We start from the raw sequence: 26,911 nt of genomic DNA, 5'->3' as shown, positions 1-26,911 counted from the left end.
TTTCTTTCTTCTCACTGTCAACAGATGCGATATCTCGCACCTGTTGACTGCGGTTAAGTAGGTGAGTCTGAATAAACTTAACGATGACACACCATATATCCGCTTACCTACTTAGCAGTTACTTTAAGGGGGGGGTATTGCCTCTACAATACTCGCTCCCTGCAACATTTGACACTTTCGGGCTCTACCCGCTTCGGGGTGTTCCCAAGACGGTGCAAAGGGTGGAACCAAGAAGGAGCAAGCTTTCCACCCACCCTGTACCCCCACGCCGAGCATCAGGCAGTTTCCGCCCCTGTGCCCGTGCTGCTCGTAAAACCGACAGTGCCGACAGCTTAAACCTACATTTACGTTGCTCACGGGATTTCTCCAACCGTTTTTGTAATAAAAATATACTAACACCTGTACACCTACCGGAATTGTGTACTATTATATAATGTACAATTTAAACTCGATCGCCAGTGGGGAATGTGGAACTATCTTCTAGAGTAGAATATGCCCTGTTAGCGCTCTTGGAATTGGCGAGTCACCACCCGAAGGATTCGCCCCTAACAGTGAACGAACTTACTGCTTCTCAAGAGATACCGGAACGCTATTTAGACCAAATTCTTGCCGTGCTGCGGCGTGCAAGTATTGTCCAGAGTCTGCGGGGCGCTAAAGGCGGTTATTTGCTGGCGAAAGAGCCTTGGCAGATTACTTTGCTAGAGGTGTTTTCGAGTCTCGAAGGCGAAGGGAGTGGCAAGATCCAAAAAGTTTCGGAATCTGTAACAATAGAAAAAACTGCGGTGCTAGAAATCTGGCAGGAAGCTCAACAGGCATCTTGGGCTGTTTTGGGCAAATACACATTACAAGATTTGTGCGAACAGCGGGATGTTCGCAAACAAGCACATCCCATGTACTACATTTAATTGGAGAAAAATTAAGCCATGAAAATTGCTAAGGATGTTACAGGAATAATTGGCAGAACTCCTTTAGTTCAGCTCAACAAAATTCCCCAAGCCGAAGGAGTAGTTGCTCAAATTGTGGCCAAATTGGAAGGGATGAATCCGGCTGCTTCGGTGAAAGATCGGATTGCAGCGAGCATGATTCAGGCTGCAGAAGATGCAGGGTTAATTCAACCGGGGAAAACTATTTTAGTTGAACCGACTTCAGGAAATACTGGAATTGCTTTGGCAATGATCGCGGCGGCGAAAGGGTACAGTCTGATTTTAACAATGCCGGATACGATGAGTTTAGAGCGCCGATCGATGCTGAAAGCTTACGGAGCTCAGTTGGAATTAACTCCCGGACATGAAGGGATGTTAAGCGCGATCGCCCGTGCGGAAGAAATTGTAGAAGAAACCCCCGACGCTTTCATGCTGCAACAGTTTCGCAACCCCGCTAATCCGAAAATTCACCGGGAAACCACGGCCGAGGAAATTTGGGAAGATACAGAAGGTAAAGTAGATTTTTTAGTTGCTGGAGTTGGCACCGGCGGTACGATTACTGGAGTTGCTGAGGTAATTAAACAGCGGAAACCGAGTTTTCGGACGATCGCAGTTGAACCCGCCACCAGCCCCGTGCTTTCTGGAGGTAAATCTGGTGCTCACAAAATTCAAGGGATTGGCGCAGGATTCATCCCGGAAGTGTTGAAACCAGAGTTAATTGATGAGGTGATTACAGTTAGCGACGAAGATGCGATCGCCTACAGCCGCCGACTCGCCAGAGAAGAAGGATTATTGTCAGGAATCTCAGCAGGCGCGGCTTTGTTTGCTGCAATTCAAGTCGGCAAGCGTCCCGAAAATGCTGGAAAACTGATAGTTTTTGTGCAGCCTTCTTATGGCGAACGCTACCTCAGCACAGTCTTGTTCAAAGATTTAGAATTGCCCACGGTCAGCGAACTTGAAGCATTAGTCAGCAAGTATTAAATTGTAGTAGGGGCGAGCGTCATTACTGCGACATTGCTATCAGCTTAACCCGAAAGACCGCCAGGGAATTAATTCCCTGGCTCAAAGCGAAAGTCCTCTGAAGAGGACTAATGAGTTAATAGTCCTCTTCAGAGGACTTCAGCTTTGAGGCAGGGGTTTAAACCCCTGCCGGACTGCACCGAAAGCGCATCTTTGTTGACACCAATGGGCCCGGCACTACCCCTAATTTTCAGACTTGATACAACTTCCAACTCGCCATCGCCAACATTCCGTAAATCACAAACTTTAGCGGGCGTTGAGGCATAATTTGGCAGAATTTAGCGCCTACCAAAACTCCCGGCACCGAACCAAACCAAATTGGCAAAACTAAACTCCAGTCTACTGTTCCGAGGCTGAGGTGTCCCAGAGATGTAAACATCAACAAAATTGCCGCCTGCGAAATATCTGTACCCACCAATTTAGAAGTATCCAGGCGGAAAAAAGCAATCAGCAACAGTGCAAACATCGAACCGGAAGAAACGCTAGTGATTCCCACTATGCAGCCTAAAATTGCTGCTGCACCCACAGTACAAAAACGACCATAATTAGTATTTAAGTCCCATTCAGGGGGCGAAGGTAATTTAAAATTAGGGAAAAATGTTTTGACCACTAATTGGGTCAACGATAAAGCGACAATTAGGGCGATCGCTACTCCCAGAAACCGCAGTAATATGCTGTCTAAGTTTTGATTTCCGCTGGATTTGATGCAGTGTAAAATCCACACGCCAGTCAGCGAACCCGGCACGCTGCCCACAGCCAGCCACTTAACTACTTGCAAGTCGAGGGTCTTTTGCTGCCAGTGTTTGAAGCCGCCAACAACTTTCATTAATGTGGCAGCTACGACATCCGAACTAATAGCAATTGATGCTGGAATTTGGAAAACAAAAATTAACATTGGGGTGATGAGCGAGGCTCCGCCAACTCCGGTCAAACCAACGATAATGCCCACAAAAAAGCTGAGAAAGGATAGTAATAAGTAGTTCACGGTTATGCCCAAAAACTGTGTATTTAAGCGCTGGCAACCAACAAATAGATAACTTGGGTGGCTCCTGCAACACAGCTACACAGGCAAAAGATCACTCGCATTTCAATATTTACCGCTATAAATTTTGCTTTTCAACGCTTGACTTTTCCGCGCGTTCAGATACAAAATTCTTGGTAACAGTAATTAAATGCAAATAAATAAAGCTACAAAAATTGTAGTGTAAAAGCTCCCTGATTTTCTTAAATCTACCTGTGTAACTGATTGAAAATTCTAGATTTATTGAGGGTTTAGATTCTGCTTTCTACCTGGAAGTGACGATCGTCATAGGTAAAGTAGAGCTGAGGTTAACCGACTGCTTGCCGGCAAATAAATCAGGAGTATCGAGAACATTAAAATGAATCAATGCCACAATGACAACAGTGAAGACGGTTGAGGAAACTAAACCCGTCAATAACTCTTTTTTGAGGTTTTTTTCCTTGGGTTTGTCTGTCAAAACATCTAAAGTTCCTAGCTGCATCAACAGAATTCCCGCAATATTGGAAAGCCAGTAGCCGACAATTGTGCAAGGAAACAGTAAATCTGGGGAAAGCCAACTAAAGATATACCCAAAGGCGTAGGCAATTGGCAGATTGAAAAATATGTCGTTCCACCAACACAGCGGTGATAGCAAATATCCAATTGCCATAAGCAACCCGCCTCGGATTTTTTTAAACCAGACTTCCTTCAAGCCCTTAGCTGCTGGCAACTGTTGGGTCAGTTGTCCGGCAAGCTGGTACTCTTCAATGACTTTTTTAGCGTTTTCCACGTTAATAGCTCGTTACTCGATCGACTTACCGTAGTTTAACAGCAAAGCTGAGTTATGTCTAGTAAGTCAATCGATTTACCGTATTTTGTTGGCGATCGGCTGAATATACTTTGTTTCCGGTAGAAAAATATCTATCCGGGAGAGGGTGTTGAGAATGCTGCCTGGTGTCGGTTTAGGCTGCGATCGAGAAATTGAAAGCTTCAGGCAAATGCTTGACAGTTAGCCAAAGATATGCAACATCGATACCCCAGTAAAATTGCAGGTAAACGAGCAAAATCCCGATCGCGACTGTCACGCCCAGCAATTTAGGGACTATTTTCGCGACAGTTTCCAGCACTACGAAGGCTGCCCAGATAGCAGCCGCTAAGATGATAATGGAAGCGATCGTGGCAACTGTATCGCTGTTCATGATTAACTCCTGTTGACAATCAATCGGGTATTACAAAACTACTTGGGCCCAGGGCGGCTGCCAAAATCGAATAAATTACTCCAATTCCCAATAAGCCCACAGCAAAACTGAAAAATAAAACCATGGCGTCTGGGGGATTGTAGGTATCGTGGTCAATTTGGTGGCGAACGGTGAAGTAGTGCTTAGTTGAGATTAAGACTGTCACCCAACCTATTAGAGAGAAGATTAAACCCAACTTCCACCCCATCGCCTGACGGTAATGTACGGGCATTTGCACGACGCGAAGTCGGATGATGACGACGCCAAAAGCCATGAGGGCGATCGCGGCCCGCATCCAGGCTAAGAATGTGCGCTCATTTGCCGATCGATCGATCGCCCGCGACAGATTTTGCTGCTTTGGTTTCTCATCATCTACTTGCATCGGTTTGAACGATAATTGCACGCGATCGAACTCTTGAATATTCATATTAAACCGCCACCATTATTCAGGTGCCATCAAACCAAATGAGCTAGAAGGAACGGTGAACATATAATAAATTACCCCAGCCCCTAGGATGGCGATCGCGAGGCTGAAAAGAATTACCCAGCGATCGGTAGGTTCATAAGTATCGTAATCGATATCGTGACGGACACCAAAGTAGTGCTTAGTTGAGAATAACACCGTCAGCAAACCCACTGCTGAAAAAAGCAAACCCAACTTCCAGCCATTGCCGGGAGTTGGGAGTAGAGGGGGGTGAAAGGTGCGAAGGCGGACGATAACTACGCCAAAACCCATCAGCGATATTGCTGTCCGCATCCATGCTAAATAAGTGCGCTCGTTTGCCAAGTGATCCCGCACCCGCGACGGATTTGGTCGCCTAATCTTTTCTGTATTTACTTTCGTGGATTTCCAATTTAATAGCATAGATTAGCCTTTTAAGATTAACTCCAAATATGAAGGTAAACTGATATATTTCCGCTGGGACGATTATCCGCCGGGGATCGATCCCCGGCGGGTTGTTGCGTTGGAACAGGCTTTACACAGCCGATCGCATTACAACTTCACCAAAACTAATCATTTTCCTCAGTTGGTGCGTTGGGAACTTGTGTATCTATGTAAGCCTGAGTCACATCAGGAACAAACCAATTCGCATCCCCAGGCTGGAAAACCTTAGCAGTAGGAACGTTGAATTCTACAGCCCCCGTATCGGGATTAGCTCTGGCTACAACTTGAGTTCCGTCAACTATCTTAACAGCTATACCGCCCGTCAATTCTTCTGAAGGTTGATCGGTAGTTCTTAAATCGGTTGCTTTGATATCGCTGGGTAGATAAATTCCATCGCAATCCCATTTATGTTCAGTTGTTTGGCCGTCAGCTAGAAAATAAAGGGCATTCTCGTAAGTAGAAGAAGCGGCTTTTTTGCCTTTCGGGCCGTAGACAGCCAGGGTTTTTCCTGTCTCGTTGCGGCACTGACCCCAAGGTTTTCCCGTTTCTAAAGTGTATTTTTGAAACTCCAATTGAGCGATTTTTTGCTGAAGTTGCTCAGGGGTATAAGTCTGGGCGGTATCGGGTGCATCTTTCGCTGTCCTGAGAGTGTTTAGAGCTTGAGTCACCTCTATGTAGTCGGGATTGCTCGCATATTTCGGCGTTTTTGGAGCGTCGGCCCAGGAGGGGGGAACGAATACTAAATTGGCGGTCATTACCAAGAGCACTAAAACAAATTTGAAGATTTTCACAATTTTTGTCCTTTTCTAGATTGTCAGGTTTTTTTCAACTTTCTGTTTGCTTGCTATCTTAAGACTTAGGCAAAAACGAACTCTCTTTAACAGGTTGGCCTGAGAAACCAAATTTGGCAGAATCGAAAAATCTGGTTTTTTAGGATGAGACCTATTGTCAAAGTCGATCGGTGTGGGGTAGTGGCAAAGTGTGCGGGCGATATTTTAAGGATTCCTCCTCAAGTTTTTAGCTGAGTTGGATTCACCACTACAGGATTTAGTGAAATGACAGGTATATTCTTGCCTAAGTCTGGCAACTTGCTAGCTCACAAAATGGCTTGAACTTTCGTACAAATTCGAGGCTAAATTAGTTTGAAGCTGCTTTTAGCTCGGTTAATTAGTTCATTATTAACTTAGCATATTTGGTGATATATGGCAAGTAATTTAGACACCATTTTAAGAAAACAATTTGTAAGGTAAAAATGATGAGTTATAAATCATGAACATCGAAAAAATTATCTACCTAGAGAGGGATCTAAGTAGCGGAACCGAGGCTAATTCTTAGTTAAATTGAAATGCCGGGAGCAGGCGATAAGTACCGCTTTCAATCAGAATGAATATTCCCAAGCCAATCAATACAAAAGGGACAACAGCCTTGGTATAGCGAGTCAAAATAGGGGCGATCGCCCTGTGGCGAGTTAACCAGTAAGCGGCATAAGACCAAACACCTACCATCACCGAGAAAACCGCCAAAATCACCATCAAGCTCGGCAAATCGCTGCTAGCAAACAGTGGCAAATAAATGCCGATGTTGTCTCCCCCGTTCGCCACTGTTACCGCAGCCACATTCAAAGTTTGGGGATTGAAAAGATTTGCTAGTTTTGACAGCAGAGATGAGTTAGATTGACGGTTAAATTCGCCCGATACGGCTTGTACGTCATTTTCCTCATTTTCTCTCTTGACTAAGTGACTGAGGCCGATCGCGATCGGAACCAAACCCAGCAAGCCAATCCAAGCTTTCGGCACAATTAAACCGCCAAAAAAACCGGGCAAACTAGCAGCGATGAGTGCTGCAAATCCGAGGTACTTACCGACAAAGATATGCCGGGGGCGGAAAGTATCATTTACCTGGGCGAAGAACAGCATCGAAATCACCATATCGTCGATATTGGTTGCGGCAAAAGATGTAATCCCGGCAATAATCGCTGCTGCAATCCAATTCATGTGCTGTCCCTGCAATTTTTCTAGACTTCAGTTTCCCGGGCGTTACCTCTGCTCATAGTTATCAAACAGAAAGCGCAACCCACTAAAGATATTATACTTAAAGTTGGGCTTGCCAGAGTGCCGCTTTTCACCAGAATCGCCATTCCCAATCCAATCAAAACAAAAGGCACAAGCTGATTGCCGTAGCGAGTCAAAGTATCTGCGATCGTCCGCATCTGAATTAACCGATAAGCAGCGTAGCACCAAACGCCCACCATCCCGAAGAATACAGTGAGAACAACCGCCAAACTTTCTAAAGTATTGCTAGCAAAAAGCGGCACATATATCCCGATATTGTCGCCCCCATTTGCCACCGTCACCGCTGCTACGCTGTAAGTTTGAGGAGACAAAAAACTTCTAAAAAAAGATTTCTCAGATTGCTGTAATTCTGCCTCAACTTCCGAATCATCAGTTTCTGGATTCAGCAAGCGGCTAAGCCCGATCGCAATTGGCAGCAAACCCAGCATTCCGATCCAATCAGGCGGAAATATTAAGCTGCCAAAAAACCCGGGAAGGCTAACCAAAACCAGTGCAGTAAAGCCCAGAAACTGACCGAAGACGATATGCCTGCGCCGAAATACTGCATTCACCTGCGAGAAAAACAGCAGCAGAATCAGAATATCGTCTAGATTCGTAGCCGTAAAAGCTGTCATTGCCGTAGAAATTGCTGTTAGTAATTCATTCATTTCTGTGTCTCCTCAGATTTTTTATTTCGTTGTACTTGCTGGGATCGTATCTTCGGAACGGGTTCTCAGGCCCGTTCCACAAAAATTAAATTTTATTGTGGGCTGTTGAGCTGATCAACGCCCTTGAAATGCTGATTGACAATTCTGCAATATCTCAGTAAAAACCCAGTTGCTTAAAAACTCTTTCTCCGAACAGCGAACTGGTAACTGCTAATCAAAAACGCTCACTGTCAAAGGGGACGGCTTTCAATCGAACACCGCCGTAAATTGCATTTTCTTCCTCGAACTTGGCATGAATTGCGTCAATACCCTGCTGCATCGATCCCGCGAGTTCAGGAGAACGCAGGCGCTGCCAGAAAAACCATCCGCAAGTAACCACCAAGTACATCAAGAACAAGTAAGGAAACGCATCGTAAGGAGGTTCTGGAGGTGGGAACATAGTGCTGCCGGGAATGCCCACGCTGCCCGCAATCGGAATCATCATAAATGCGATCGCCACCACAGAGAACAGCACATCTCGCACACGCAATTTACCAATTTTGTGCAGGTACACCGGGGCGGCGATCGAAATTAAGACGTAAACGGTTAAAAATCCGTAGCTGCAAATTGCCCCCAAATAACCCATACAATCGAACAGTTTGATGTTAAACATAGACATCACAGCCGGCACCAAAAATGTCAGAAATGTACACAGGGTTACTGCAACGTGGGGAGTTTTATTAGACGAATGCGCTACACCTAATGAAGAGTGAAACAAACCGTGGCGCGCCATCATAAAAAACACTCTCGCCGCTGGATTGATGCTGCCGAGTACGCAAGCAAAAAAGCTAAATAAAGCGCCGAAAGCCACTAACTCTCCCAGCCAACCCATGCCCACTTGTTGCGCCAGAAAACTCAGAGGTTCTTCAGTATTAGTAATAGAAACTCCAGTACCGCTAAAACCCAAAACCTCAATATAGGTCATCAAAATGAAGAATAAGCCTGCCATCACAGCGCTGCCCATGACAGCCCTGGGGATATTTTTTAAGGGTTTTTTCGCTTCGTCACCCAGAGATGTAGCACTTTCAAAACCAGAGAAACCAAACATTACTAAGACAAGTCCCGTCGCTATGTTCCCCGGAGTTACGCCTTCCAAAGTCAGTTGGGACATATCTAAGGCAAAACCTTTGTGCGCCCAGATGATGATTCCTAAAAGTGCAATCGCCGCCACTGATGCTCCCTCCAGCCACAGCATCGCCATAGCTGAAAGCTGGATATCTTTATAACCTGCATACCAAGCAACGCCAGCCCCGATCGATAACAGGGTAATCGGTGACGGATGGATGCCTAAATGACCGATGAAAATACCCGTAAAGTTGGCAAAACCACACAAAACGGCCATCGCAGTAAATAGATAAGCGAGTACCAAACTCCAGCCGCAAATTACGCCGGCAGTCGGGCCTAGTCCTTTAACAATATAAGAATAAAGAGAACCTGCAGAAGCCGATCGACTTGCAAATTGGTTGATATTGATGCTGACAAATACTAGGCCTATCAAGCCGATGAGAAAGCTCAGCCAAGCCCCCTTACCCGAAAGAGCGACAATTAACCCTATATTAGATGCTGGGATAGTTGTAGGTGCAATGACGGCAAAGGATTGAGCTAAAACCTCCCCGAAGGAGAGGCAGTCCGGCTTTAAGCCGTGTGCACTCTGATTTTTTGGCGTTTTCTTGGTCATTTATCTTCTCTCTTTTTGTCGATCGACTTTTGGCGATCGGCTTAAACTTGTTGGTGCTGCTTCCGCATTGGACCCTGCATTAGAAGCTTAAGTATTACCTTAAGGCTCTTGACAGGTAGAATCAAATGGTGTTGTTTATCGAATTAATAAATACAAGTGATGCAGTGCCGTGGCAAAAGAACTGTTGGAAGACGAGACCTATCTGTCGCCACCAGCCCAAACCCTTGATGTTAAAAGGAAAATTAAATAGCGGCTGACAACCGTGCTTTTTGGGGAATTCCAGCCTGTACCAGAGACTCGAAAAGTTCAGGTCAAAGTTTAGCCGCCAAAGATTTTTATTTCCAAAAAAAAATGTCTGTATTTAGTAAAAAGGTACTCCGCATGGCCGGAATGACACTTGACCAACTGCGAGTTTTTCTAGCTGTGGCGGAACACCTGCACTTCAGCCGCGCAGCGGAGGAACTTTACATCACCCAACCCGCTGTCAGCGCGACAATCCAAAGCTTAGAGGCGCAATACGGAGTAAAACTATTTCACCGCATCGGCCGCCGGATCGAAATCACAGATGCTGGGAAGTTGCTGCAAGTTGAAACACAGAAAATTCTCGACCAAGTTGCTTTGACTGAGAGAGGTTTGCGGGAGTTGAATGACTTGCAGCGAGGCGAATTAAACTTGGGTTGCAGTCTGACCATTGGCAATTATTGGTTGCCGGATAAACTTAGCAAGTTTAAACAGCAATATCCTGGTATTTCCGTGAATTGTACTCTGGCAAATGCCGAAGAAATTTGTGCGGGGACGGCGACGGGAACATTTGATTTGGGTTTAGTGACGGGAGACATTAAAGCTTCGCTTAAGAGCACTCTAGAGGAAGAAGTTGTAGGCAGCGAACGCTTGCTGATTGTAGTTGGCCAATCTCACCCTTGGTTTGAACGTGCAGAAGTGAGTTTAACGGAAATTGCGAAAACGGATTGGGTGATGCGAGAAGCTGGTTCTGGAGTTCAGCAAATGTTGGAACAAGCTTTGCAAAGTTGGGGCGTTAATCCCGATGAATTGAATGTAACTTTAGTTTTGAACAGCAGTGAAATGGTAAAAGCAGTGGTGGAAAGTGGCACAAATGCAGCGGCTATTCCTGAATTGATGGTAAAAAAAGAATTGCAGCTATCTACACTACGAGCGATTAAAATTATAGATAGCCAACCAAGTTCTAATGTATGTTTGGAAATAATTAAACCCGTTTTAAAACTGAAGCACCGACAGCGTTTTCAAACTGGAATTACTAAAGCTTTTGAACAGATATTAACTTAAGGTGCTGGTAATTGGTAAGACCCCAGTAGGGACACTCCAAGAGCCGATTAGTGTCAAGTTAAGCTGTCAGTCCGCCCAGTCCTTCCGTCCGCCCGTCAGTCCGCCAGGGGTTGAAACCCCTGTCTAATAGCTAAAGTCCTCTCAAAGAGGACTGAAGAACTCATTAGTCGTCTTCAGACGACTTTAGCTTTGAGGCAGGGGTTTCAACCCTTGCCTTGCCGGACTATTGGTTGTACGTTAAGTAGGGACACAACGAAAGGCACGGTGCCGTGTCCCTACTTAATAGACATCTCCTCAAAAGCAAGTTTTGAACAGGCATCCTGCCTGTTCCACAAGAATTATGGGAGATATCTAATTACCTTAATGACCGCTGTTCAATAGTTTCCTCAAATCCAATAAATTTTTACCCCCATCACCAACAATCAGCGGCAATTTCCCATCCCATTTTTCTATAGCCTGCCTTTCCAAAAGTTCCGGAGTCAAATTGTCCCGCAGCAACCTTTGCACTTCGGCTTCTCCCTTGGCTAAATTCACCTTAGCGTCCGCCTGTTTTGCTGCTTTCAGCGCTAAAAACTCCCCTCTTTTTGCCTCCTGTTCGGCAATTTGTTTCGCCTCCACCGCCTCGCTAAACCGCTCAGAAAAGTGAACGTGTACTAAAGAAATATCGTCAACGGCAATGTGATATGTAACCAGCCTCAAGGTCAAAGAATCATCAACTGCGGCTTTAACTTCTCCCCGTTTAGTAATAATTTCTTCAGCGGTGTATTTAGCCATAACTGCTTTTAATACTTCTTCAACAGCCGGCTCGATAATGCGAGTCACGACTTCTTTCTCGTCACCTATTTGTTGAAAAATAGCATTGGCTTCTTCTGGGATAATATGCCAGTTGAGCGCTACATCCGTGAAAACATCTTGCAAATCTTTTGAGGAAGCTTCAGCGGAACTTTCCTGTTTTTGTACCCGGACGCTCAACTTTTTTACACTATAAACTGTGGGGAATATTACGTGAAGTCCTTCTCCGAGTACCTGTTCTTGCACTTTACCAAACTGCATCAGTACGCCCCGTTCTCCAGCGTTGACTATGATAAAAAATTTGGACAAAATAGCTAAAAACACTATCACTATAGCTATTTGAACAGCTAGGTAAAAATCCTTATTTTTTTTATGGCTTGATTTGAGTGAGTCAACGTTACTGCTGGATTCTAAAACCATATTCCACCCCGATCGCACTTAATTCTCTGCTCAATATTGACTTAATAGATATTTTATTTACCTGCCACCAACAACTGTTCAAAATCCGCTGCCGCCAAAGGAGGACTGAACAAATATCCTTGCATTATATCGCACTTATAGCGCCAGAGAAAATCTTTTTCTGCTTCCGTCTCAACTCCTTCGGCAATTACCTCAAGACAGAGACTGTGCGCCATTTCAATAATAGCTTTCACAATCGCTGCATTTGTGCAACCATCAGTGATGTTGGTGATAAAACAGCGGTCTATTTTTAAAGTATCGAAGGGGTATTGTGTGAGATAGCTTAAAGAAGAATACCCAGTTCCGAAATCGTCAAGAGAGATACAAACTCCCAAATTTTTCAAGTGTTGCAAAGTCGCGATCGCACTTTCGGCATCTTCTACCATCAAACTTTCTGTCAGCTCTAATTCCAAACTGCTCGCTTCCAAACCAGTTTCTGCTAAAATTTGGGCAACTCTGCTGCTGAGATCCGGTTGGTGAAATTGGCGCGGCGACAGATTCACCGCTATCCGAAGCGAAAAACCAGCATTTTGCCAAACTTGCATTTGCTTGCAAGCTGTGTGCAAAACCCACTCCCCTAACTGTACAATGAAGCCAGTTTCTTCGGCATGAGGAATAAATTCTGCGGGCGAAATCAGCCCTTTTTCTGGATGTACCCAGCGCACTAAAGCTTCGGCGCTCATAATCTTACCTGTCTGGACATTGACTTGCGGCTGATAGTAAACTTGGAATTCTTCTCGTTCCAGTGCGTTGCACAAACAAGTTTTGATCTGCTCTAATTTGTCAGCAGTATTTTGAATAAATTCGCTGCTTTGCGATCGCAAAGTATTGTACTGTTCGGCGACAGCTTCTTGTTTTTTCAAGCGGCTCGATATCGCGCCCACAAGTTCAGCTTTACTAAAGGGTTTAGTCAGGTAATCATCTGCTCCCAATTCCATACCTTGCCGCATTTCAGAGCGATCGGCTTTACCGGTCAGAAAAACAAAAGGTACTGTAGCAGTAACCGGATTAGATCGCAAGGCCACCAGCACCCCATACCCGTCAAGTTCTGGCATCATCACGTCGCAAATAATCACGTCGGGAACATTTGACACCGCCGCAGATAAACCTTGTGCTCCATTTTCTGCACCAGTCACGTCGAAACCTTCAGCTTTAAGGAGTTTGAGAATATTCTCGCGAATTACTTGCTCGTCCTCAATCACTAGAATCTTTTTCATACGTCATTCCCTGAAAGCGGTATAATTGATAGGCGTTACTGAATGCGATAAGCGTCCCAATAACTGAGAACACACACCTCGATCGGCCCAAAAGCGGAATATTTTCCGACACAAATAGCAAACACCTGAAAAACGCTAATTTTTCAAGCACAACTAGATTAATGTTTCTGTGCTTACTCAGTGCCGTCCGTATTATTACGAGGTTAATTAATAATCTCTCAACTAATTCTAGGCGATCGATAGTTAGCAGCGCCTTAAATAACTGCTAAACTAATTGTGCCACCTGAACGATTGTCTGCAAACAATCTCAGCCTATTTATACCAGTTGCCAAAAACCATGCAACTGCAAGCAAGTTCCAAACCCTTGCGGAGTCAGTCTTCCCCCATTTTTCAATGTAAAATCTCAACTTTTAAATCTCAAATGGTATTACCTACTGGATTCCCTGAACCCGCACAGATTGGGGTCATAGAAGTTAAGCAATATCCTCACTACCGCGCTGTCACCTACACCCACACGGGCGATTTGCGACAAGCAACTGGCATCGCCTTCAATCCCTTATTTCAACACATCAGCAACAACCAAATTGCGATGACAACGCCAGTAGAAGCGCGCTACACGGAAACTTCCGGGCAAATCGATGCAGTTCCTCAAGCTGAAGTTTCGTTCCTCTATCCCGCACCAAATATCGCCCCCAGCAGCGTTAACTCCGCTGTAGAAGTTACGGATACTTCGCCCATGATGGTTGTCAGCATCGGCGTGGGCGGGGCCTACACTTGGGAAAGCTACGAAAATAACCTCCAGAAACTCAAAGATTGGCTTCAAGAACATCCTGAATACGAAATAGTCGGGCCGCCGCGCCGCTTTTTTTACAATTCCCCGATGACGCCGGAAGCAACTAAAATCAGCGAGGTACAAATTCCGATCAAGTGCCGCTGACGTGAACAACTAATTCGCGAATGTGACCCCGCTGGCGATGTTCCCACAGGTAAATTCCCTGCCAAGTTCCTAACAGCAACCTGCCGCGGTCGATCGGGATTTGTTCAGAAGTATGAGTCAGCGCAGTGCGAATATGCGCCGGCATATCGTCTGGGCCTTCCGCATCGTGAATGTAGCGATCGTCCTCCGGTACCAGTTTAGCCAAAAAGTTAGCCAAATCCTTAAGTACATCCGGGTCAGCATTTTCTTGAATCACCAAACTAGCAGAAGTATGGCGCAAAAATAAACTACAAAGTCCCGTTTTAATACCTGAATTCGCCACCACATCTTCTATCTTAGGAGTGATTTTGCCCAAAGATTTCCCTGTAGTTTGAATCTTGAGTATCTGTTGATAGTGATTCATTCGATTTTAGATTTTAGATTTTAGATTTTGGATGAGACTGATGCCAAACTCTTCTGTTGGCGGAGGTAGACTTTGTTTGTATAAGATCGATTTCTAATCGCACTTATGAAAAATAGTCTACAACAGCTTGGGCGATATCCTCCGTACCATTTTTATGCAATTTATCCGACAAACAGGGCGGATGCAGCGGTTGTCGCAAAAACTCCCAATCCCCCTCAAAAAACTCCGTCGCCGTCAAAATTTGATGTTCCGCATAATTTTGAATCCCTTCCAGCAACACCGCAGCTTCTGCAAAACCTTCTCTCATTATAGAAACAACAGGTATTTCCAAGCGCAAAGCTTCCGCAAAAGTGCTGTATCCCGGTTTAGAAACTAACAGCCCGCAGACAGGCATAATATCAACCGGACGCGGTAAAATCGGGAGAGATTTTGCAAACTCCTGATTTTTGACTTTAATCAAATTCGGCAAATCGGGAGATCCCGCATCAAAAGTAATAAATTGCCAGTCGCTAAATTGCTGTAAATTTTGATAAGGAATTTCCTCTAAACCCAATCCGCCGAAAGTCAGCAATACAGTTTTTTCCAGCGGTGCTTCGATGCCGAATACTTCCCGAATTTTTTCGTTACTGTAGCGAGGATTGCCACCAGTCAAGCCCACATCTTGAATATTTGGGAAAGCTGCCATCGGTTCGTGCAAAGGAAGACGAAAAAGCCGATCGCACATTCCGAAACACTCACCAATCCAATCTGCCATTTCTGCAAATTCCCCGCCCCAATCGCGATAGATAAAATCCCACCCAAAATTGCTCATCATCCAGCAAGGAACCCCAGCCGCTGCCGCCATTCGCGTTGCCAAAGGAGGAATATCTGCCAGCACCAAACCCACCCGATTTTGCTTAATAAAATTAACTTCGCTGGCAATTAGGGAATTTTGCTTTTTCCGAATTTCCCGTAATTTTTGCAGTGTCGCGTCTTTATCCATATTCAAACTGTCAGCTTGCACCACACCCACATCAAAAGCACGGGGACGGTGGATAAAGTCGCCACTAATATAAGATTCTAGCAGCCAGCGAGGAGCTGTTGTTGTGATAATTAGTAAAATCTCTGGATTTAATTCTTGAATTTTTGCAGCTACGGAGGAGACTCGGACAGCGTGGCCGAATCCGTGATTTGTGATGGCAATATATAATGTTGGTCGAGACATTTATAATAGGGAATGGGGAATGGGGAATGGGGAATTGGGCATCGGGAATTGCGAATTGGAGGTAGAGACTGGAAGTCAACAAGGCCCAGCTTCAAGCGACGCACAACCAACAATGACACAATTAATAACTAATGACTATCGAATATGCAAGAACTCATCAATCGCGCGCGCCCTCAGACCAAACAGGCAATTGATTAATTTTGTCCAGCGTTATATCTACATACTTTTTACCATCCGCTGCTAGATTTTCCCCAAAATATCCCTCATCGCCGTCGTGCTTGTGAGGGCCGCTCACAGCTTCTGCATAGCGGCCTTGCAAACGAGCTTGGTTGAAAGGAGAAGTCGCGTACCAGTACCAGCGACTGGGAAAAACTATGCCGCCGATATCCTCAATTGAATCGCGAGTGCCGCGAAAGTGGAAAATGCGATCGGCTTCTGCAAAACCATTTTCTCCCGAAAAAACCCCCCCAACCGAAACAACCGTAATTTCTGCCTTCAGCCATTCTTTAAGATAGCGAGTAGCACCCAAAGCAACTTGTGCGCCGCCGCTAGTGCCAATTAAAATAACTTTCACCGGTTGTTGAGACTTAACTGAAAAGGGAGATTGAGCATTCATCCTCTCGATAATTACATTAGCTATTCCCTGATTGTATGCAAAGCCGTAGCGATAATCTAGAGAAATTGCAAACCTCCAGAGATTGCGAATTTTAATGAATATATTCCCCGCAATCGGCCCTTTTTTTGCCTGTTCTGCAAACCGCCAAAAAGGAGCTAGCCAGCGCTCTCCTCCTAAACTTTTGTTAGAAACTGAGTAAGGAAAAACATCGCCCACTGCTACGCACTGCGGGTGACTTTTAACTAAACGCTTGAGAAACAACTCTTCACCAGGGGTTAATTCGTCCCCCGAAAAATCGCCAACTCCCGGTAAAAAAATGATATAACAATTTATCTGCGAAGACTTACGCGCTTCTAGATTGCCCTTCTTAGATGGCAATATCTCCGGTGGATTTTTCTTGATACCAAAAGTTTCGGCACTTTGATTCAGCCACCATATAACAGTCCCCACCGGCGAAAGAATGCCCCAAATTATCAAAATTACACCTGCGATCAGCAACAAGTTTAAACTTCCCCCGCGCAGCCATGCAAGTATCCGTAAAATCAATCTTAGCATTTAATAAAATCTGGTAGAATGCCAATTAATTACTTAATTACCTAGAAATAGTTCGGTGATTCTGCTGTATTAGAGCTTATTTTGTACAAGTTGTCAACTATCTTGAGGAGCAGGAGTTCAACGTGAAGGGAGAAGATTCAATTGCAGGTTTGGGCGCAACGCTTTGGAACGCACTTTCTTTGAACGGCAACTTTTACGAAAAAACTCCCTACACTCGCAGAACTAAGCGAATAGCTTTAACAATTGTAATTTTAGCTGCGCTGTCCCGCGTGTTGGGCAGTTCTGTCATCTTGTTAATCAACCGAACTGAGCTATCAATATTATTTCTAGGACTTTTCATAGAGGGTTTGGCAGTCGCGGGGGGTTATTATTTTTGGACTTTCACTATCTTTAAAATCGGGGAGTGGCTGAAACCGGGTCACGTAACTTATCGGGAGCTGCTGGTTCCAATCGGATTTGCCTACGCCCCCCAAGTTCTGAGTTTCTTAACCTTAATTCCCTTGCTGGGAGAAGGAATAGAGCGCATATTAGTTGTCTGGAGTTTGCTAGCTGTAATTGTCGCGGTTCGGCAAGGTTTGGATATTCAAACTCGCTGGGCGGTGTTAATTTGTCTGGTGGGTTGGCCATTGATTCAACTTGCGATCGGCTTTGTGGAAGTATTTGAGCAGTTGCTGTCACGATGGCTTTAATTAATCAATACGGCAGCAGTATAGTAAACTCGCTGCCCTCTCCAGGTTCCGACTTGCAAATTAACTTTCCTCCATGCTGTTCTACCACAATTTGATAACTGATAGACAATCCTAAACCAGTCCCCTTACCTATCGGTTTAGTAGTAAAAAACGGATCGAATATTTTACCCCGCACCTCCGAATTCATCCCCACACCATTATCAACAATGCGAATCGCTACTTGATTTCCTTCCGCGACTTCAGTGCAAATCTGAATTGTAGGAGTGTGTTTCGAGTCAACTTCACTCCCTCTTTCGCGACAAAAAGCATCAATCGCATTGGTCAGGACATTCATAAATACCTGATTAACTTCTCCCGGATAGCAGTTAACTAAAGGCAAATTGTCGTACTTCTTGATCACTTGAATATTAAGTAATTTGTGATCCAAAATCATCAAGGTGCTGTCCATACCTTCGTGGATATTAACCCATTTTCTATCAGATTCATCTAGCCGAGAAAAGTTTCGCAGCGACAGCACAATATCGCGAACTCTCGCAGCGCCCACTCTCATTGAATCTATCATTTTAGTGAAATCATTCATTAAAAAATCTAAATCTATTTGCTCTGTTTCATTTACTATTTCTAGCACGGGATTGGGGTAATTTTTTTGGTATAAACGTAGTATATTTAGTAAGTTTTCAGCGTATTCATTGGTGTAATATAAATTTCCATAAATAAAGTTAATCGGGTTATTAATTTCGTGAGCCACTCCCCCGACAACTTGCCCTAAACTGGACATTTTTTCACTTTGAATTAGCTGCAATTGAGTGTGGCGAAGTTCTTCTAATGCAGTATGCAAATTCTCAGTTCTTTGGGCTACTCGCGTTTCCAGAATACTATAAAAACGAGCATTTTCTAGAGAAATAGCGGCTTGTGCAGACAGGATTCCCAAAATTTCTAGCCTGTCGCTAGTAAAAGCACCTTTGGTTAAATTATTTTCTAAGTAAAAAATTCCCGTAAGGTTGCCTTGATGGATAATTGGCAATACTAGGATAGATAGGGGTTGATTGACCGCAATATAAGGGTCAAATTGGAATTGCTCGGATCGGGTAGCATCATCTAAAACCAAGTATTTTTGGGTTCTTTCTACATAGTTAATCAAGGAAATTGGGAGGATATCCGATTCGGCAATCGGGAGAGATGGTAACACGGTTAGATCATTAAACTGATCGGTAAGTCCAGCTTCTATGAATAATTGATTACCTGTCTTGGCAAGAAATAATACTTTTTGAGCGCCTGCGTTTTCCTTTACAAGCTGTACGAGTTTCTCTAGCAATCGGCTGAGAATAATTTCGCTCGAAACAGCTTGTGATGCTTTGACAACTGTTGAAAAATCCAGCACCAAACTATTGTTCATAGTAGTTTGGGCAGTGCTGATAACATTTTTATGTATTGGGTCTTGATGGCGCTCAACTAAATAATGATAACGGGATTCTAAGTCTTTAACTTTGGCTGTAGATCCCCAGCGGATGTAAGCATAATAAGCTTTGGTCAGATAAGCTCGAGCACTTATCTCTTTATCCAAAGATAGATAAAACTCTCCCGCTAATTCATAAGCTAATGCTTCTTCGTGGATGTAACCGTTAGCAGCAGCTCCTTTAATAGCTAAGTCATAATAATCCATTGCGGCAAGTTTATCGTTGACAACTCGCGCTTTTTCTGCTTCGACTAACTCGTACTTATGCTGATAATTCATGGGTGCATGGCAGGCCCACTTTTTCATAATTTGCTGATTAGAGTTAACAATAGCTAGGTATGCTTCTTGATTGTCACTGTCAGGATAGTGAGCGAGGAGAGCCAGCGAATAGTAGAAATTGTGTATCCCAACAGTGATTAAGCCGATCGCCCCATCTGCGTATTCTACCGCTAATTTACCGCTGGCCACAGCCGCAGCATAATCTTTCAATAAATAAAGCAGCATCAATTTAGCAACATAAGCTGCAAACAGCGACATTCGATTATTTTCTTTCTGCCAACGGGACATCACAGCAGGTTCATCCAACCTGCCGCTAACTAATCGTACTTGCTCTGATGTTTTGCTTCTTAAGCTTGAAGCAGTTACTTGCCAAATTTGAGCATAACCCATGGCAAATTCGTGTTTATTTTTTTGCAAAAACTCCATACAAACGCTTTGTTTTTCTTCGACATATTCTAACTGTTCTCCCACTAACACTAAATTAGTAATATAGTGCATAAAATTATAAACCGCCCATTCTAAATCACCATTTTCTACACCAGATTTCATCCCTTCTAGAAATGAATTAAGTGTATTTTTACTAGACTCTTTCCAGATTCTTATATGAGCATTAAACATTACATAAACCTTAGCTTTCTGTTGGCTAGCATTAAATTGTTCTAGTAGCTTTAAAGCGATTAATCCAGCGTAGTAGCCTGCTTCGATGTCGCCTTCGATGCCGCACAGAATCATTCCATAAAGAGTATAGGGAAAAGTAGCTAATGCTGAATGACCGTGATCGATACAAAGATTGACCATAGTCAAGACGAGGGAGGACACAATTTCAGGTTTGGCAATATAAGCAGGAGGATAGAGGGCTGTCAGGATTTCCATAGCTGCCAGTAGATATGGATCTGTCATAACTGGCAGGTTTTCTAATTCCTCAATTCGTGGCAATTTTGGCACTGCAATGGTTTCGTTGTCTAATAGGTTGAGTCCCAGCATTTCCAGCACTTCTAGACCTGTTTCAACAGCTTTTAGCATCTGGCTTTGAGCCTGATAAAATAGGATCTTGAGCTGATACACTTTCACTATGTCAAGCTGGTTTTTAGCCGATCGCAAAACCACTTCCGCCAAATTTTCTGCTTGATCGAAGTTGGTGTTTAAATATTCCGCTTCCAGCGTCTCTACATACAACCGCAGCGTCATGCTATAGTTGCGATCCCAGCTATCAGGTGCTAATAACGACATTCCGGCATTTAAATACTTAACAGCGGGTTCGTAAGCATTAGCTACTTTTGCCTTATGTCCAGCAATTAAATTTAATCCTGCTAATTCATCTTTTTCTGATTGCAGGAGCAGACAATCAATTCCTACATTCAACTGGTTGATAATATCAAAAATTTTCTCTTCTACTTTATCGGCGGGCGTATTTTCAAACAGCAATTTACCGATGCTAAGATGAGTGACTTTCTTTTCATCATCAGGAATCAGCGAATATGCAGCTTGCTGGACGCGATCGTGCAAAAATTTATAGCTGATTCGCGAAGAATCGAAAGTTAAATTAGCTCCTCCTTCTCCATCTAAAAATAAAGGAATGAGGTAACTCTCATTCAAAGGAAGTATTAACCCTGCTTGCAAAGCATCCCAGAGTTCAGTCGCAGTGACTGATGGAGATTTTGCGTTGACAGTAGAGAGAACATCTAAAGTGAATTTGTCCCCAACACAAGCCGCCAATTTCAAAATTTCTTGTGTACTCTCTGGCAGTTGTTGAATCCGACTGGCTACCAGTTCAACTACACTCTTATCTGTGATGCCAATAGCCTGAATCTCCTCAATGTTCCACTGCCACTCCCCTCTTCTTGCGGGAGACAGCAGCTTGGTAAAGTCAAATCTCAAAAGTTTTTCTTGATAAAGAGTGTTGAGCAATTGCGTCAAGAAAAAAGGATTCCCACCAGTCTTATTCCAAATTAACTCCGCTAAAGGTTGAATTCGGTCTGAGTCATTCAATGTCTCCGAAATTAACTCAGTAACCTGGGCTAAAGAAAGAGGTTCCAGCACTAAATTGTTGATAATAATACCCGTTTGTTGAAGGTACTCTACTGTTTGCCTTAAAGGATGTGTAGAGCTAACTTCATGGTCTCGATAGGCTCCAATTAATAGTAAATATTTGCTATCGGGGTCAGTCGCCAGCAATTCCATTAATTTCAAGGTTGCTGAATCTGACCACTGCAAGTCATCAAGAAAGATGACTAATGGATGCTCTTTTTGCGCGAATACGTGGATAAATTCTTTGAATAGCCTGTTAAAGCGGTTTTGTGCTTCTGTGGGGGCAAGTTCCGCAACGGCAGGCTGTTTGCCTATTACCAATTCTAGTTCGGGAATCACGTCAATAATTACTTGTCCGGCATCGCCTAGTGCGGCTAAAAGTTTATGTTGCCAATCTTGTAATTTTTTGTTATTTTCGGCAAGTAACTGCTGGATCAAAGATTGAAAAGCTTGAATTAAAGATGCGTAAGGTATATTCCGCTTGAATTGGTCAAATTTACCTGAAATAAAATAACCCCGCTGTCTGGTGATGGGTTTTTGGATTTCGCTAACTACGGCAGATTTGCCTATACCTGCATAACCCGACACTAGGATCAGTTCAATTTGGGAAGGGGAAGAATTTTCCTCGCGAGGATTAGCTACACGTTCAAATGCTGCCAATAGTTCGCTGACTTGTGTTTCCCGACCGTACAATTTTTGAGGAATCAACAACTGACTCAATATATCTAAGTTTCCCGGCGTAAAATCTACTATCTTGCCTGTAGTTTCTAACTGATTTAAACAAATTTCTAAATCTGCCAACAATCCGCCTGCGCTTTGATATCTCTGTTCGGCATTTTTGGCCATCAATTTCATCACAATTTGTGAGATTGCTGGTGGAATGTCTGAATTAATGTGATGGGGTAAAATTGCTTGACAAGCTATGTGGCTGTAAACTATCTCTAACGGGTCGTTGCTCATAAATGGCAGTTGACCTGTCAGCATTTCATATAAAGTAATTCCGAGAGAATAAAAGTCGGTGCGGTAGTCAAGGGTGCGGTTCATTCTCCCGGTTTGTTCGGGAGACATATAAGCAAAAGTACCGACGATCGAGTTAATATTATTAATTTGGGGATTTTCTTTGGACAATCGTGAAGCAATCCCGAAATCTGTCAGCTTAATAATTCCTGTTTGGCTGTTGATGATGATATTGCTAGGCTTAATATCTTTATGAATAATTTTTTGAAGGTGTAGATATTCTAAGGTTTTTATAAGTTGGATGCCAAACCTCAAACAGGTGGTGACTTCGAGCTTTTGTCTGGACATGAGGCGATCGATAGATTCGCCCTCAAAGTCTTCTAAAAGCAAGCCCAGACGGTTGTCAAATGTTTCTAGGCTAATGACTTTAACTAGGCCCGGATGGTCTAAATGTTGGCGAATGCGATACTCGTGCTTGATGCGGGTAATTGCATCGAGGGTGGGATATTCAGCTTTCAGGATTTTGAGTACGGTTGTATCCTGGTGGGTGGGGATTTTTCCTCGATAAATAATCGTTTCGATACCTTCGTGGAGAGTGGAGTAGATTTGGTATTGCGAGAGAAATTGCATGGAGTTCTCCTCTGAGTTGGAAATATATTTGATTCGAGTCGCTGTTCGCTGTTGACTGTTGGCTGACGGCACGACCACCGTCAATCGTCAAAAGTCTTGACAGGGCAACCGTTATATGCTTAGCTTAGTTAAATGGTCTACTTAAAGTAAAAAAATCAATTTTATTTACGGGTATAAAATTTTGATATATAAGAAATTATAGTATCTATGCAACAAAGCCATTTTGCTACTATTATTCTCAATTAATAGTCGTTGGTGGCGGACGGCAACCACACCCCTACTATTCGGCTCTCCCCACTGTCCCTACCCCTTTAGCAAGATACATTGTTAGAGAAGGAAATACACAAAAATTTACATCTATAATTTGTGTAGTGTTCCAAATCGCTCCTCACCAGCAGCGATACAGCCCTCGCCAAGACAGTAGGATAGAAAAAATATGTTTGAACGCTTTACAGAACAAGCCATTAAAGCAATCATGCTAGCCCAAGAGGAAGCGCGACGCCTCGGTCACAATTTTGTAGGCACCGAGCAAATTCTTCTGGGGCTCGTCGGCGAAGGCACTGGCATCGCTGCAAAAGTATTACTGGATATGGGCCTCAACTTGAAAGAGGCGCGCAATGAAATCGAAAATATCATCGGTAGAGGTTCTGGGTTCCTCCCGCCGGAAATTCCTTTTACCCCCCGCGTCAAGCGCATTTTTGAGACGGCGCTGAACGAAGCGCGGCAGTTAGGCCACAATTACATCGGCACCGAACACATCCTGCTGGGGCTGATTCAGGACGATGAAGGGGTGGCGGCGAAGGTGCTGCAAAACTTGGGAATCGATCGCCAGAGAGTCCGCACGCAGGTAATTCGTGCCGTAGGAGAAGTGGCGGCGGTACCCGGAGGTAGGGGAGATAGTGGCGATCGTAAAATCCCGACTTTAGAAGAATTTGGCACAAACTTGACCAAGTTAGCCGCAGCAGGCAAACTCGATCCCGTGGTGGGTCGCGAAAATGAAATCGAGCGCGTGATCCAAGTTCTCGGCCGCCGCACGAAGAACAATCCAGTATTAGTAGGCGAACCGGGAGTCGGCAAAACAGCCCTCGCCGAAGGCCTAGCCCAGCGGATTGTTAATAGAAACGTCCCGGAAATTTTAGAAGACAAACAAGTAATCAGCCTCGATATGGGTTCGCTGATTGCTGGTACAAAGTTCCGAGGCGAATTTGAAGAACGGCTGACGAAAATCATGGCCGAAATTCGCGCTGCCGGCAACATCATTCTGGTAATTGATGAAATTCACACCTTAGTCGGTGCAGGCGCAATTCAAGGCAGCATGGACGCCTCCAATATGCTCAAACCCGCCCTTGCTAGAGGCGAATTGCAGTGTGTCGGCGCCACTACCTTGGACGAATATCGTAAGCACATCGAGCGTGACGCTGCCTTAGAACGCCGGTTCCAACCGATCAAAGTCGGTGAACCGAGTGTGGCTGAAACAATAGAAATATTGTACGGGTTGCGATCGGCTTATGAACAGCATCACAGACTGACAATTTCCGACGCAGCTTTAGAAGCAGCAGCAACACTGTCAGACAGATACATTAATGATCGGTTTTTGCCAGACAAGGCGATCGACTTAATTGACGAAGCAGGTTCCCGCGTCCGCGTGATGAATTCACAAACCCCGCCCGAAGTTAAAGAACTCAAAAAGCAACTGCCAGCAGTAACAAAAGAAAAAGATGCAGCAGTGCGCGAGCAAGACTTCGACAAAGCTGGAAAATTGCGCGATCGCGAATTAGAAATTGAAGCCGAAATCGCCGAAGCTACGATCAACAAAAGCCAACTCAAAACCTCTCCTGTCGTCACCGAAGAAGACATCGCCCACATCGTGGCTAATTGGACGGGAGTACCAGTCAGCAAGCTGACAGAATCCGAATCGGAATTGCTGCTGCACATGGAAGACACCCTGCACCAGCGCTTGATCGGTCAAGAAGAAGCTGTCACCGCAGTTTCTCGGGCCATCCGCCGCGCGCGGGTAGGCTTGAAAAATCCGAATCGCCCGATCGCCAGTTTCATCTTTTCCGGCCCCACCGGCGTCGGCAAAACGGAACTTACAAAAGCCCTAGCAACTTATTTCTTCGGTTCCGAAGAAGCCATGATTCGGTTAGATATGTCCGAATTCATGGAACGCCACACGGTTTCCAAACTCATCGGTTCGCCTCCCGGTTACGTCGGCTACGATGAAGGCGGCCAACTAACAGAAGCAGTCCGGCGCCGTCCTTACACGGTCATCTTGTTCGACGAAATCGAAAAAGCTCACCCGGATGTCTTCAACATGATGCTGCAAATCTTAGAAGACGGCCGCTTGACGGATGCTAAAGGTCGGACAGTAGACTTTAAGAATACACTGCTGATCATGACCTCCAACATCGGTTCGCGAGTGATTGAAAAAGGTGGTGGCGGTCTTGGTTTCGAGTTTACTGAAAGTGCCGCAGACGCGCAGTACAACCGCGTTCGCAGCTTGGTAAACGAAGAACTGAAACAGTTTTTCCGTCCCGAATTTATCAACCGCTTGGATGAGATTATCGTGTTCCGCCAGTTGAACAGGGAAGAAGTCAAGCAGATTGCGGACATTATGTTGCAGCAAGTCTTCAGCCGCTTAACCGAACAGGGTATTACTTTGTCGGTGACAGAACGGTTCAAGGACTTGTTAGTTACAGAAGGCTACAATCCCAGCTACGGTGCTCGACCTTTGCGCCGCGCCATCATGCGGTTGTTGGAAGATGTACTGGCTGAGGAAATGCTGTCTGGCAAGCTGAAAGACGGCCAAAAGGCGATCGTGGATGTGGATGAAAACGGTCAGGTTAAGGTAGTGCCCGATGGTTCATCTGAGCCGAAATTGCCCGAATTTGCATTGAGCCATTAATCGGCTCTAAAAACGGATAAATACTGTTGATTAAAAACCCGGTTTCTTAGAGAAACCGGGTTTTTAATTAAATAAAACCAGTTAAAAAAAAGCAACTTTAGGCAAGCTCCAAATCCTTATATAAGTCATTCCCCAATCTCAAATCTAAAATCTAAAATCGTATGAGTTTTGGCTCTTTTATCCCAACACATTATCTACAGCAATTTCTACATCTGGAAAAGCTAGAATAGATAAAGTCTGACCCCGCTGGAATCTTTGAATATTTTGGTATCCCGATGGAGAAGGTTCGCGATAAACTACTACACATTGCTCGTTAATATCTACCAGCCAAACTTCTACAATATTGTCTTCGGCATAAAGAGGAATTTTGATATTTCTGTCAGTTTCAGCGGTTGCATCCGCTACTTCCACAATGAGTAAAATATCCTCAGACTGAGGATGTCCCGATTCGTAAAAATCATCGCGCCGTCGCAGTAAGGAAATATCCGGTTCAGGTTCCGAGCGATCGTCCAATTCTACCGGATCTTGAACTCCAATGGTTACTCTCGATAATAAGCGGGTATAAAATAACTCTGTCAGACGCTTGACATGAGATGTATGCCTTCTACCGACGGCGGCCATTTGAACGATTTCTCCTCGAATCAATTCAACTTTATCATCTTTTGTCAAGATGCCAGATTTAATCATCTGATGATATTCTTTTACTGTGAACAGGCGCTTGATTAACTGAGTTGTCATCATTTATTTGGCGCTCCTTTTAGTTGCCCTTTTTCTGTTTCATCGCCTTTGCTGCTTTCACAATCTCAAATCGCGGCGCAAAAAAAGGAATTTTTACCTATTGATCTTAGTTTGCTTTTAAGGTATATTTTAGATAATGGAAGTAGTGAGTTAAGTTTTAAAATTGCCAATATTCCCATTATTAAATAATACATTGTCAAGCTAACAGTGTCAAGCTTTTTACCCAAAAAAAAAGGGC

At 44.3% G+C, this 26,911-nt stretch carries 22 protein-coding genes; 6 read left to right on the top strand and 16 right to left on the bottom strand.

Annotated elements, in window-relative coordinates; all coding sequences use genetic code 11:
- Positions 1-467: 467 nt before the first annotated feature.
- Both QUA34_RS05580 and cysK read left to right on the top strand, forming a co-directional pair.
- Positions 468-905, top strand: coding sequence for an Rrf2 family transcriptional regulator (locus QUA34_RS05580; protein ID WP_333325173.1), 438 nt, complete (start codon positions 468-470; stop codon positions 903-905).
- Positions 906-923: 18 nt separating this feature from the next.
- On the top strand, positions 924-1,904 hold the full coding sequence (cysK, locus tag QUA34_RS05575) for a cysteine synthase A (RefSeq protein WP_333384679.1): 981 nt from the start codon (positions 924-926) through the stop codon (positions 1,902-1,904).
- Positions 1,905-2,133: 229 nt separating this feature from the next.
- On the opposite strand, the gene QUA34_RS05570 is transcribed toward cysK, so the two are convergent.
- From QUA34_RS05570 to QUA34_RS05530, 9 genes are all read right to left on the bottom strand, one after another.
- Positions 2,134-2,928 carry a sulfite exporter TauE/SafE family protein gene (locus QUA34_RS05570; RefSeq protein WP_333325167.1) on the bottom strand — a complete coding sequence of 265 codons (795 nt, stop codon included), beginning with the start codon at positions 2,926-2,928 and terminating at the stop codon, positions 2,134-2,136.
- Between the two features lie 301 nt (positions 2,929-3,229).
- Positions 3,230-3,733, bottom strand: coding sequence for a hypothetical protein (locus QUA34_RS05565; protein ID WP_333384676.1), 504 nt, complete (start codon positions 3,731-3,733; stop codon positions 3,230-3,232).
- Positions 3,734-3,905: 172 nt separating this feature from the next.
- Complete coding sequence (locus tag QUA34_RS05560) at positions 3,906-4,142, bottom strand: hypothetical protein (RefSeq protein ID WP_333325161.1); 237 nt, start codon at positions 4,140-4,142, stop codon at positions 3,906-3,908.
- A 19-nt stretch (positions 4,143-4,161) separates the two neighbouring features.
- Positions 4,162-4,608 (bottom strand): DUF202 domain-containing protein, encoded by a 447-nt coding sequence (locus QUA34_RS05555; RefSeq protein WP_333325159.1) that lies wholly within the window; start codon positions 4,606-4,608, stop codon positions 4,162-4,164.
- A gap of 15 nt (positions 4,609-4,623) precedes the next feature.
- Positions 4,624-5,046 carry a DUF202 domain-containing protein gene (locus tag QUA34_RS05550; protein WP_333325157.1) on the bottom strand — a complete coding sequence of 141 codons (423 nt, stop codon included), beginning with the start codon at positions 5,044-5,046 and terminating at the stop codon, positions 4,624-4,626.
- A gap of 146 nt (positions 5,047-5,192) precedes the next feature.
- The gene (locus QUA34_RS05545) at positions 5,193-5,858 is read right to left on the bottom strand and encodes a hypothetical protein (RefSeq protein WP_333083968.1); all 666 of its coding nucleotides are present in this window, start codon (positions 5,856-5,858) and stop codon (positions 5,193-5,195) included.
- A gap of 540 nt (positions 5,859-6,398) precedes the next feature.
- Positions 6,399-7,061, bottom strand: coding sequence for a cadmium resistance transporter (locus tag QUA34_RS05540; RefSeq protein WP_333384671.1), 663 nt, complete (start codon positions 7,059-7,061; stop codon positions 6,399-6,401).
- A 20-nt stretch (positions 7,062-7,081) separates the two neighbouring features.
- Positions 7,082-7,786 (bottom strand): cadmium resistance transporter, encoded by a 705-nt coding sequence (locus tag QUA34_RS05535; protein ID WP_333384668.1) that lies wholly within the window; start codon positions 7,784-7,786, stop codon positions 7,082-7,084.
- Between the two features lie 214 nt (positions 7,787-8,000).
- A complete protein-coding gene (locus QUA34_RS05530; RefSeq protein ID WP_333384666.1) occupies positions 8,001-9,503 on the bottom strand; it encodes an APC family permease in 1,503 nt (500 codons plus the stop codon).
- A 351-nt stretch (positions 9,504-9,854) separates the two neighbouring features.
- Here QUA34_RS05530 and QUA34_RS05525 point away from each other — a divergent pair, with 351 nt between their 5' ends.
- Complete coding sequence (locus tag QUA34_RS05525; RefSeq protein ID WP_333384663.1) at positions 9,855-10,808, top strand: LysR family transcriptional regulator; 954 nt, start codon at positions 9,855-9,857, stop codon at positions 10,806-10,808.
- Positions 10,809-11,168: 360 nt separating this feature from the next.
- Here the strand turns inward: QUA34_RS05525 and QUA34_RS05520 are convergent, their stop codons facing one another.
- Positions 11,169-12,020 (bottom strand): prohibitin family protein, encoded by an 852-nt coding sequence (locus tag QUA34_RS05520; RefSeq protein WP_333384661.1) that lies wholly within the window; start codon positions 12,018-12,020, stop codon positions 11,169-11,171.
- 53 nt (positions 12,021-12,073) lie between these two features.
- Positions 12,074-13,276: an EAL domain-containing response regulator gene (locus tag QUA34_RS05515; protein ID WP_333384659.1), complete on the bottom strand. Its 1,203-nt coding sequence runs from the start codon at positions 13,274-13,276 to the stop codon at positions 12,074-12,076.
- 421 nt (positions 13,277-13,697) lie between these two features.
- Between QUA34_RS05515 and QUA34_RS05510 the strand changes: the two genes are divergently transcribed.
- Positions 13,698-14,213, top strand: a complete 516-nt coding sequence (locus QUA34_RS05510) for a heme-binding protein (protein ID WP_333384656.1) — start codon at positions 13,698-13,700, stop codon at positions 14,211-14,213.
- Here QUA34_RS05510 and QUA34_RS05505 read toward each other — a convergent pair.
- The 3 genes from QUA34_RS05505 to QUA34_RS05495 form a co-directional block, all read right to left on the bottom strand.
- Positions 14,200-14,616: a secondary thiamine-phosphate synthase enzyme YjbQ gene (locus tag QUA34_RS05505; RefSeq protein WP_333325134.1), complete on the bottom strand. Its 417-nt coding sequence runs from the start codon at positions 14,614-14,616 to the stop codon at positions 14,200-14,202. The two genes, QUA34_RS05510 and QUA34_RS05505, sit on opposite strands and share 14 nt — an antisense overlap.
- A 103-nt stretch (positions 14,617-14,719) precedes the next feature.
- Positions 14,720-15,820 (bottom strand): glycosyl transferase, encoded by a 1,101-nt coding sequence (locus QUA34_RS05500; protein WP_333325131.1) that lies wholly within the window; start codon positions 15,818-15,820, stop codon positions 14,720-14,722.
- 157 nt (positions 15,821-15,977) lie between these two features.
- Positions 15,978-16,991, bottom strand: coding sequence for a hypothetical protein (locus QUA34_RS05495; RefSeq protein ID WP_333325129.1), 1,014 nt, complete (start codon positions 16,989-16,991; stop codon positions 15,978-15,980).
- Between the two features lie 122 nt (positions 16,992-17,113).
- On the opposite strand from QUA34_RS05495, the gene QUA34_RS05490 reads away from it, so the two are divergent.
- Entirely contained in the window at positions 17,114-17,680 is a 567-nt protein-coding gene (locus tag QUA34_RS05490) for a hypothetical protein (protein WP_333210154.1), read from the top strand.
- A 4-nt stretch (positions 17,681-17,684) separates the two neighbouring features.
- Here QUA34_RS05490 and QUA34_RS05485 read toward each other — a convergent pair whose 3' ends face one another.
- The gene (locus QUA34_RS05485) at positions 17,685-23,030 is read right to left on the bottom strand and encodes an AAA family ATPase (RefSeq protein ID WP_333384652.1); all 5,346 of its coding nucleotides are present in this window, start codon (positions 23,028-23,030) and stop codon (positions 17,685-17,687) included.
- 436 nt (positions 23,031-23,466) lie between these two features.
- On the opposite strand from QUA34_RS05485, the gene QUA34_RS05480 reads away from it, so the two are divergent.
- Positions 23,467-25,935, top strand: coding sequence for an ATP-dependent Clp protease ATP-binding subunit (locus QUA34_RS05480; protein WP_333325123.1), 2,469 nt, complete (start codon positions 23,467-23,469; stop codon positions 25,933-25,935).
- A gap of 177 nt (positions 25,936-26,112) precedes the next feature.
- Here QUA34_RS05480 and QUA34_RS05475 read toward each other — a convergent pair whose 3' ends face one another.
- Positions 26,113-26,673 carry a Uma2 family endonuclease gene (locus QUA34_RS05475; protein ID WP_333325234.1) on the bottom strand — a complete coding sequence of 187 codons (561 nt, stop codon included), beginning with the start codon at positions 26,671-26,673 and terminating at the stop codon, positions 26,113-26,115.
- Positions 26,674-26,911 lie beyond the last annotated feature (238 nt).

Origin of the sequence: Microcoleus sp. POL10_C6 (assembly GCF_036701585.1) — a bacterium.
Classification (GTDB): domain Bacteria; phylum Cyanobacteriota; class Cyanobacteriia; order Cyanobacteriales; family Microcoleaceae; genus Microcoleus.
This window is presented reverse-complemented; position numbering and strand designations above follow the sequence as displayed.

Excerpts from the sequence above, each read along its gene's own strand:
- cysK (WP_333384679.1), top strand. The coding sequence starts at position 924 with ATGAAAATTGCTAAGGATGTTACAGGAATAATTGGCAGAACTCCTTTA.
- QUA34_RS05560 (WP_333325161.1), bottom strand. The coding sequence starts at position 4,142 with ATGAACAGCGATACAGTTGCCACGATCGCTTCCATTATCATCTTAGCG.
- QUA34_RS05555 (WP_333325159.1), bottom strand. The coding sequence starts at position 4,608 with ATGAATATTCAAGAGTTCGATCGCGTGCAATTATCGTTCAAACCGATG.
- QUA34_RS05550 (WP_333325157.1), bottom strand. The coding sequence starts at position 5,046 with ATGCTATTAAATTGGAAATCCACGAAAGTAAATACAGAAAAGATTAGG.
- QUA34_RS05540 (WP_333384671.1), bottom strand. The coding sequence starts at position 7,061 with ATGAATTGGATTGCAGCAGCGATTATTGCCGGGATTACATCTTTTGCC.
- QUA34_RS05535 (WP_333384668.1), bottom strand. The coding sequence starts at position 7,786 with ATGAATGAATTACTAACAGCAATTTCTACGGCAATGACAGCTTTTACG.
- QUA34_RS05530 (WP_333384666.1), bottom strand. The coding sequence starts at position 9,503 with ATGACCAAGAAAACGCCAAAAAATCAGAGTGCACACGGCTTAAAGCCG.
- QUA34_RS05525 (WP_333384663.1), top strand. The coding sequence starts at position 9,855 with ATGTCTGTATTTAGTAAAAAGGTACTCCGCATGGCCGGAATGACACTT.
- QUA34_RS05520 (WP_333384661.1), bottom strand. The coding sequence starts at position 12,020 with ATGGTTTTAGAATCCAGCAGTAACGTTGACTCACTCAAATCAAGCCAT.
- QUA34_RS05515 (WP_333384659.1), bottom strand. The coding sequence starts at position 13,276 with ATGAAAAAGATTCTAGTGATTGAGGACGAGCAAGTAATTCGCGAGAAT.
- QUA34_RS05510 (WP_333384656.1), top strand. The coding sequence starts at position 13,698 with ATGGTATTACCTACTGGATTCCCTGAACCCGCACAGATTGGGGTCATA.
- QUA34_RS05505 (WP_333325134.1), bottom strand. The coding sequence starts at position 14,616 with ATGAATCACTATCAACAGATACTCAAGATTCAAACTACAGGGAAATCT.
- QUA34_RS05500 (WP_333325131.1), bottom strand. The coding sequence starts at position 15,820 with ATGTCTCGACCAACATTATATATTGCCATCACAAATCACGGATTCGGC.
- QUA34_RS05495 (WP_333325129.1), bottom strand. The coding sequence starts at position 16,991 with ATGCTAAGATTGATTTTACGGATACTTGCATGGCTGCGCGGGGGAAGT.
- QUA34_RS05485 (WP_333384652.1), bottom strand. The coding sequence starts at position 23,030 with ATGCAATTTCTCTCGCAATACCAAATCTACTCCACTCTCCACGAAGGT.
- QUA34_RS05480 (WP_333325123.1), top strand. The coding sequence starts at position 23,467 with ATGTTTGAACGCTTTACAGAACAAGCCATTAAAGCAATCATGCTAGCC.
- QUA34_RS05475 (WP_333325234.1), bottom strand. The coding sequence starts at position 26,673 with ATGACAACTCAGTTAATCAAGCGCCTGTTCACAGTAAAAGAATATCAT.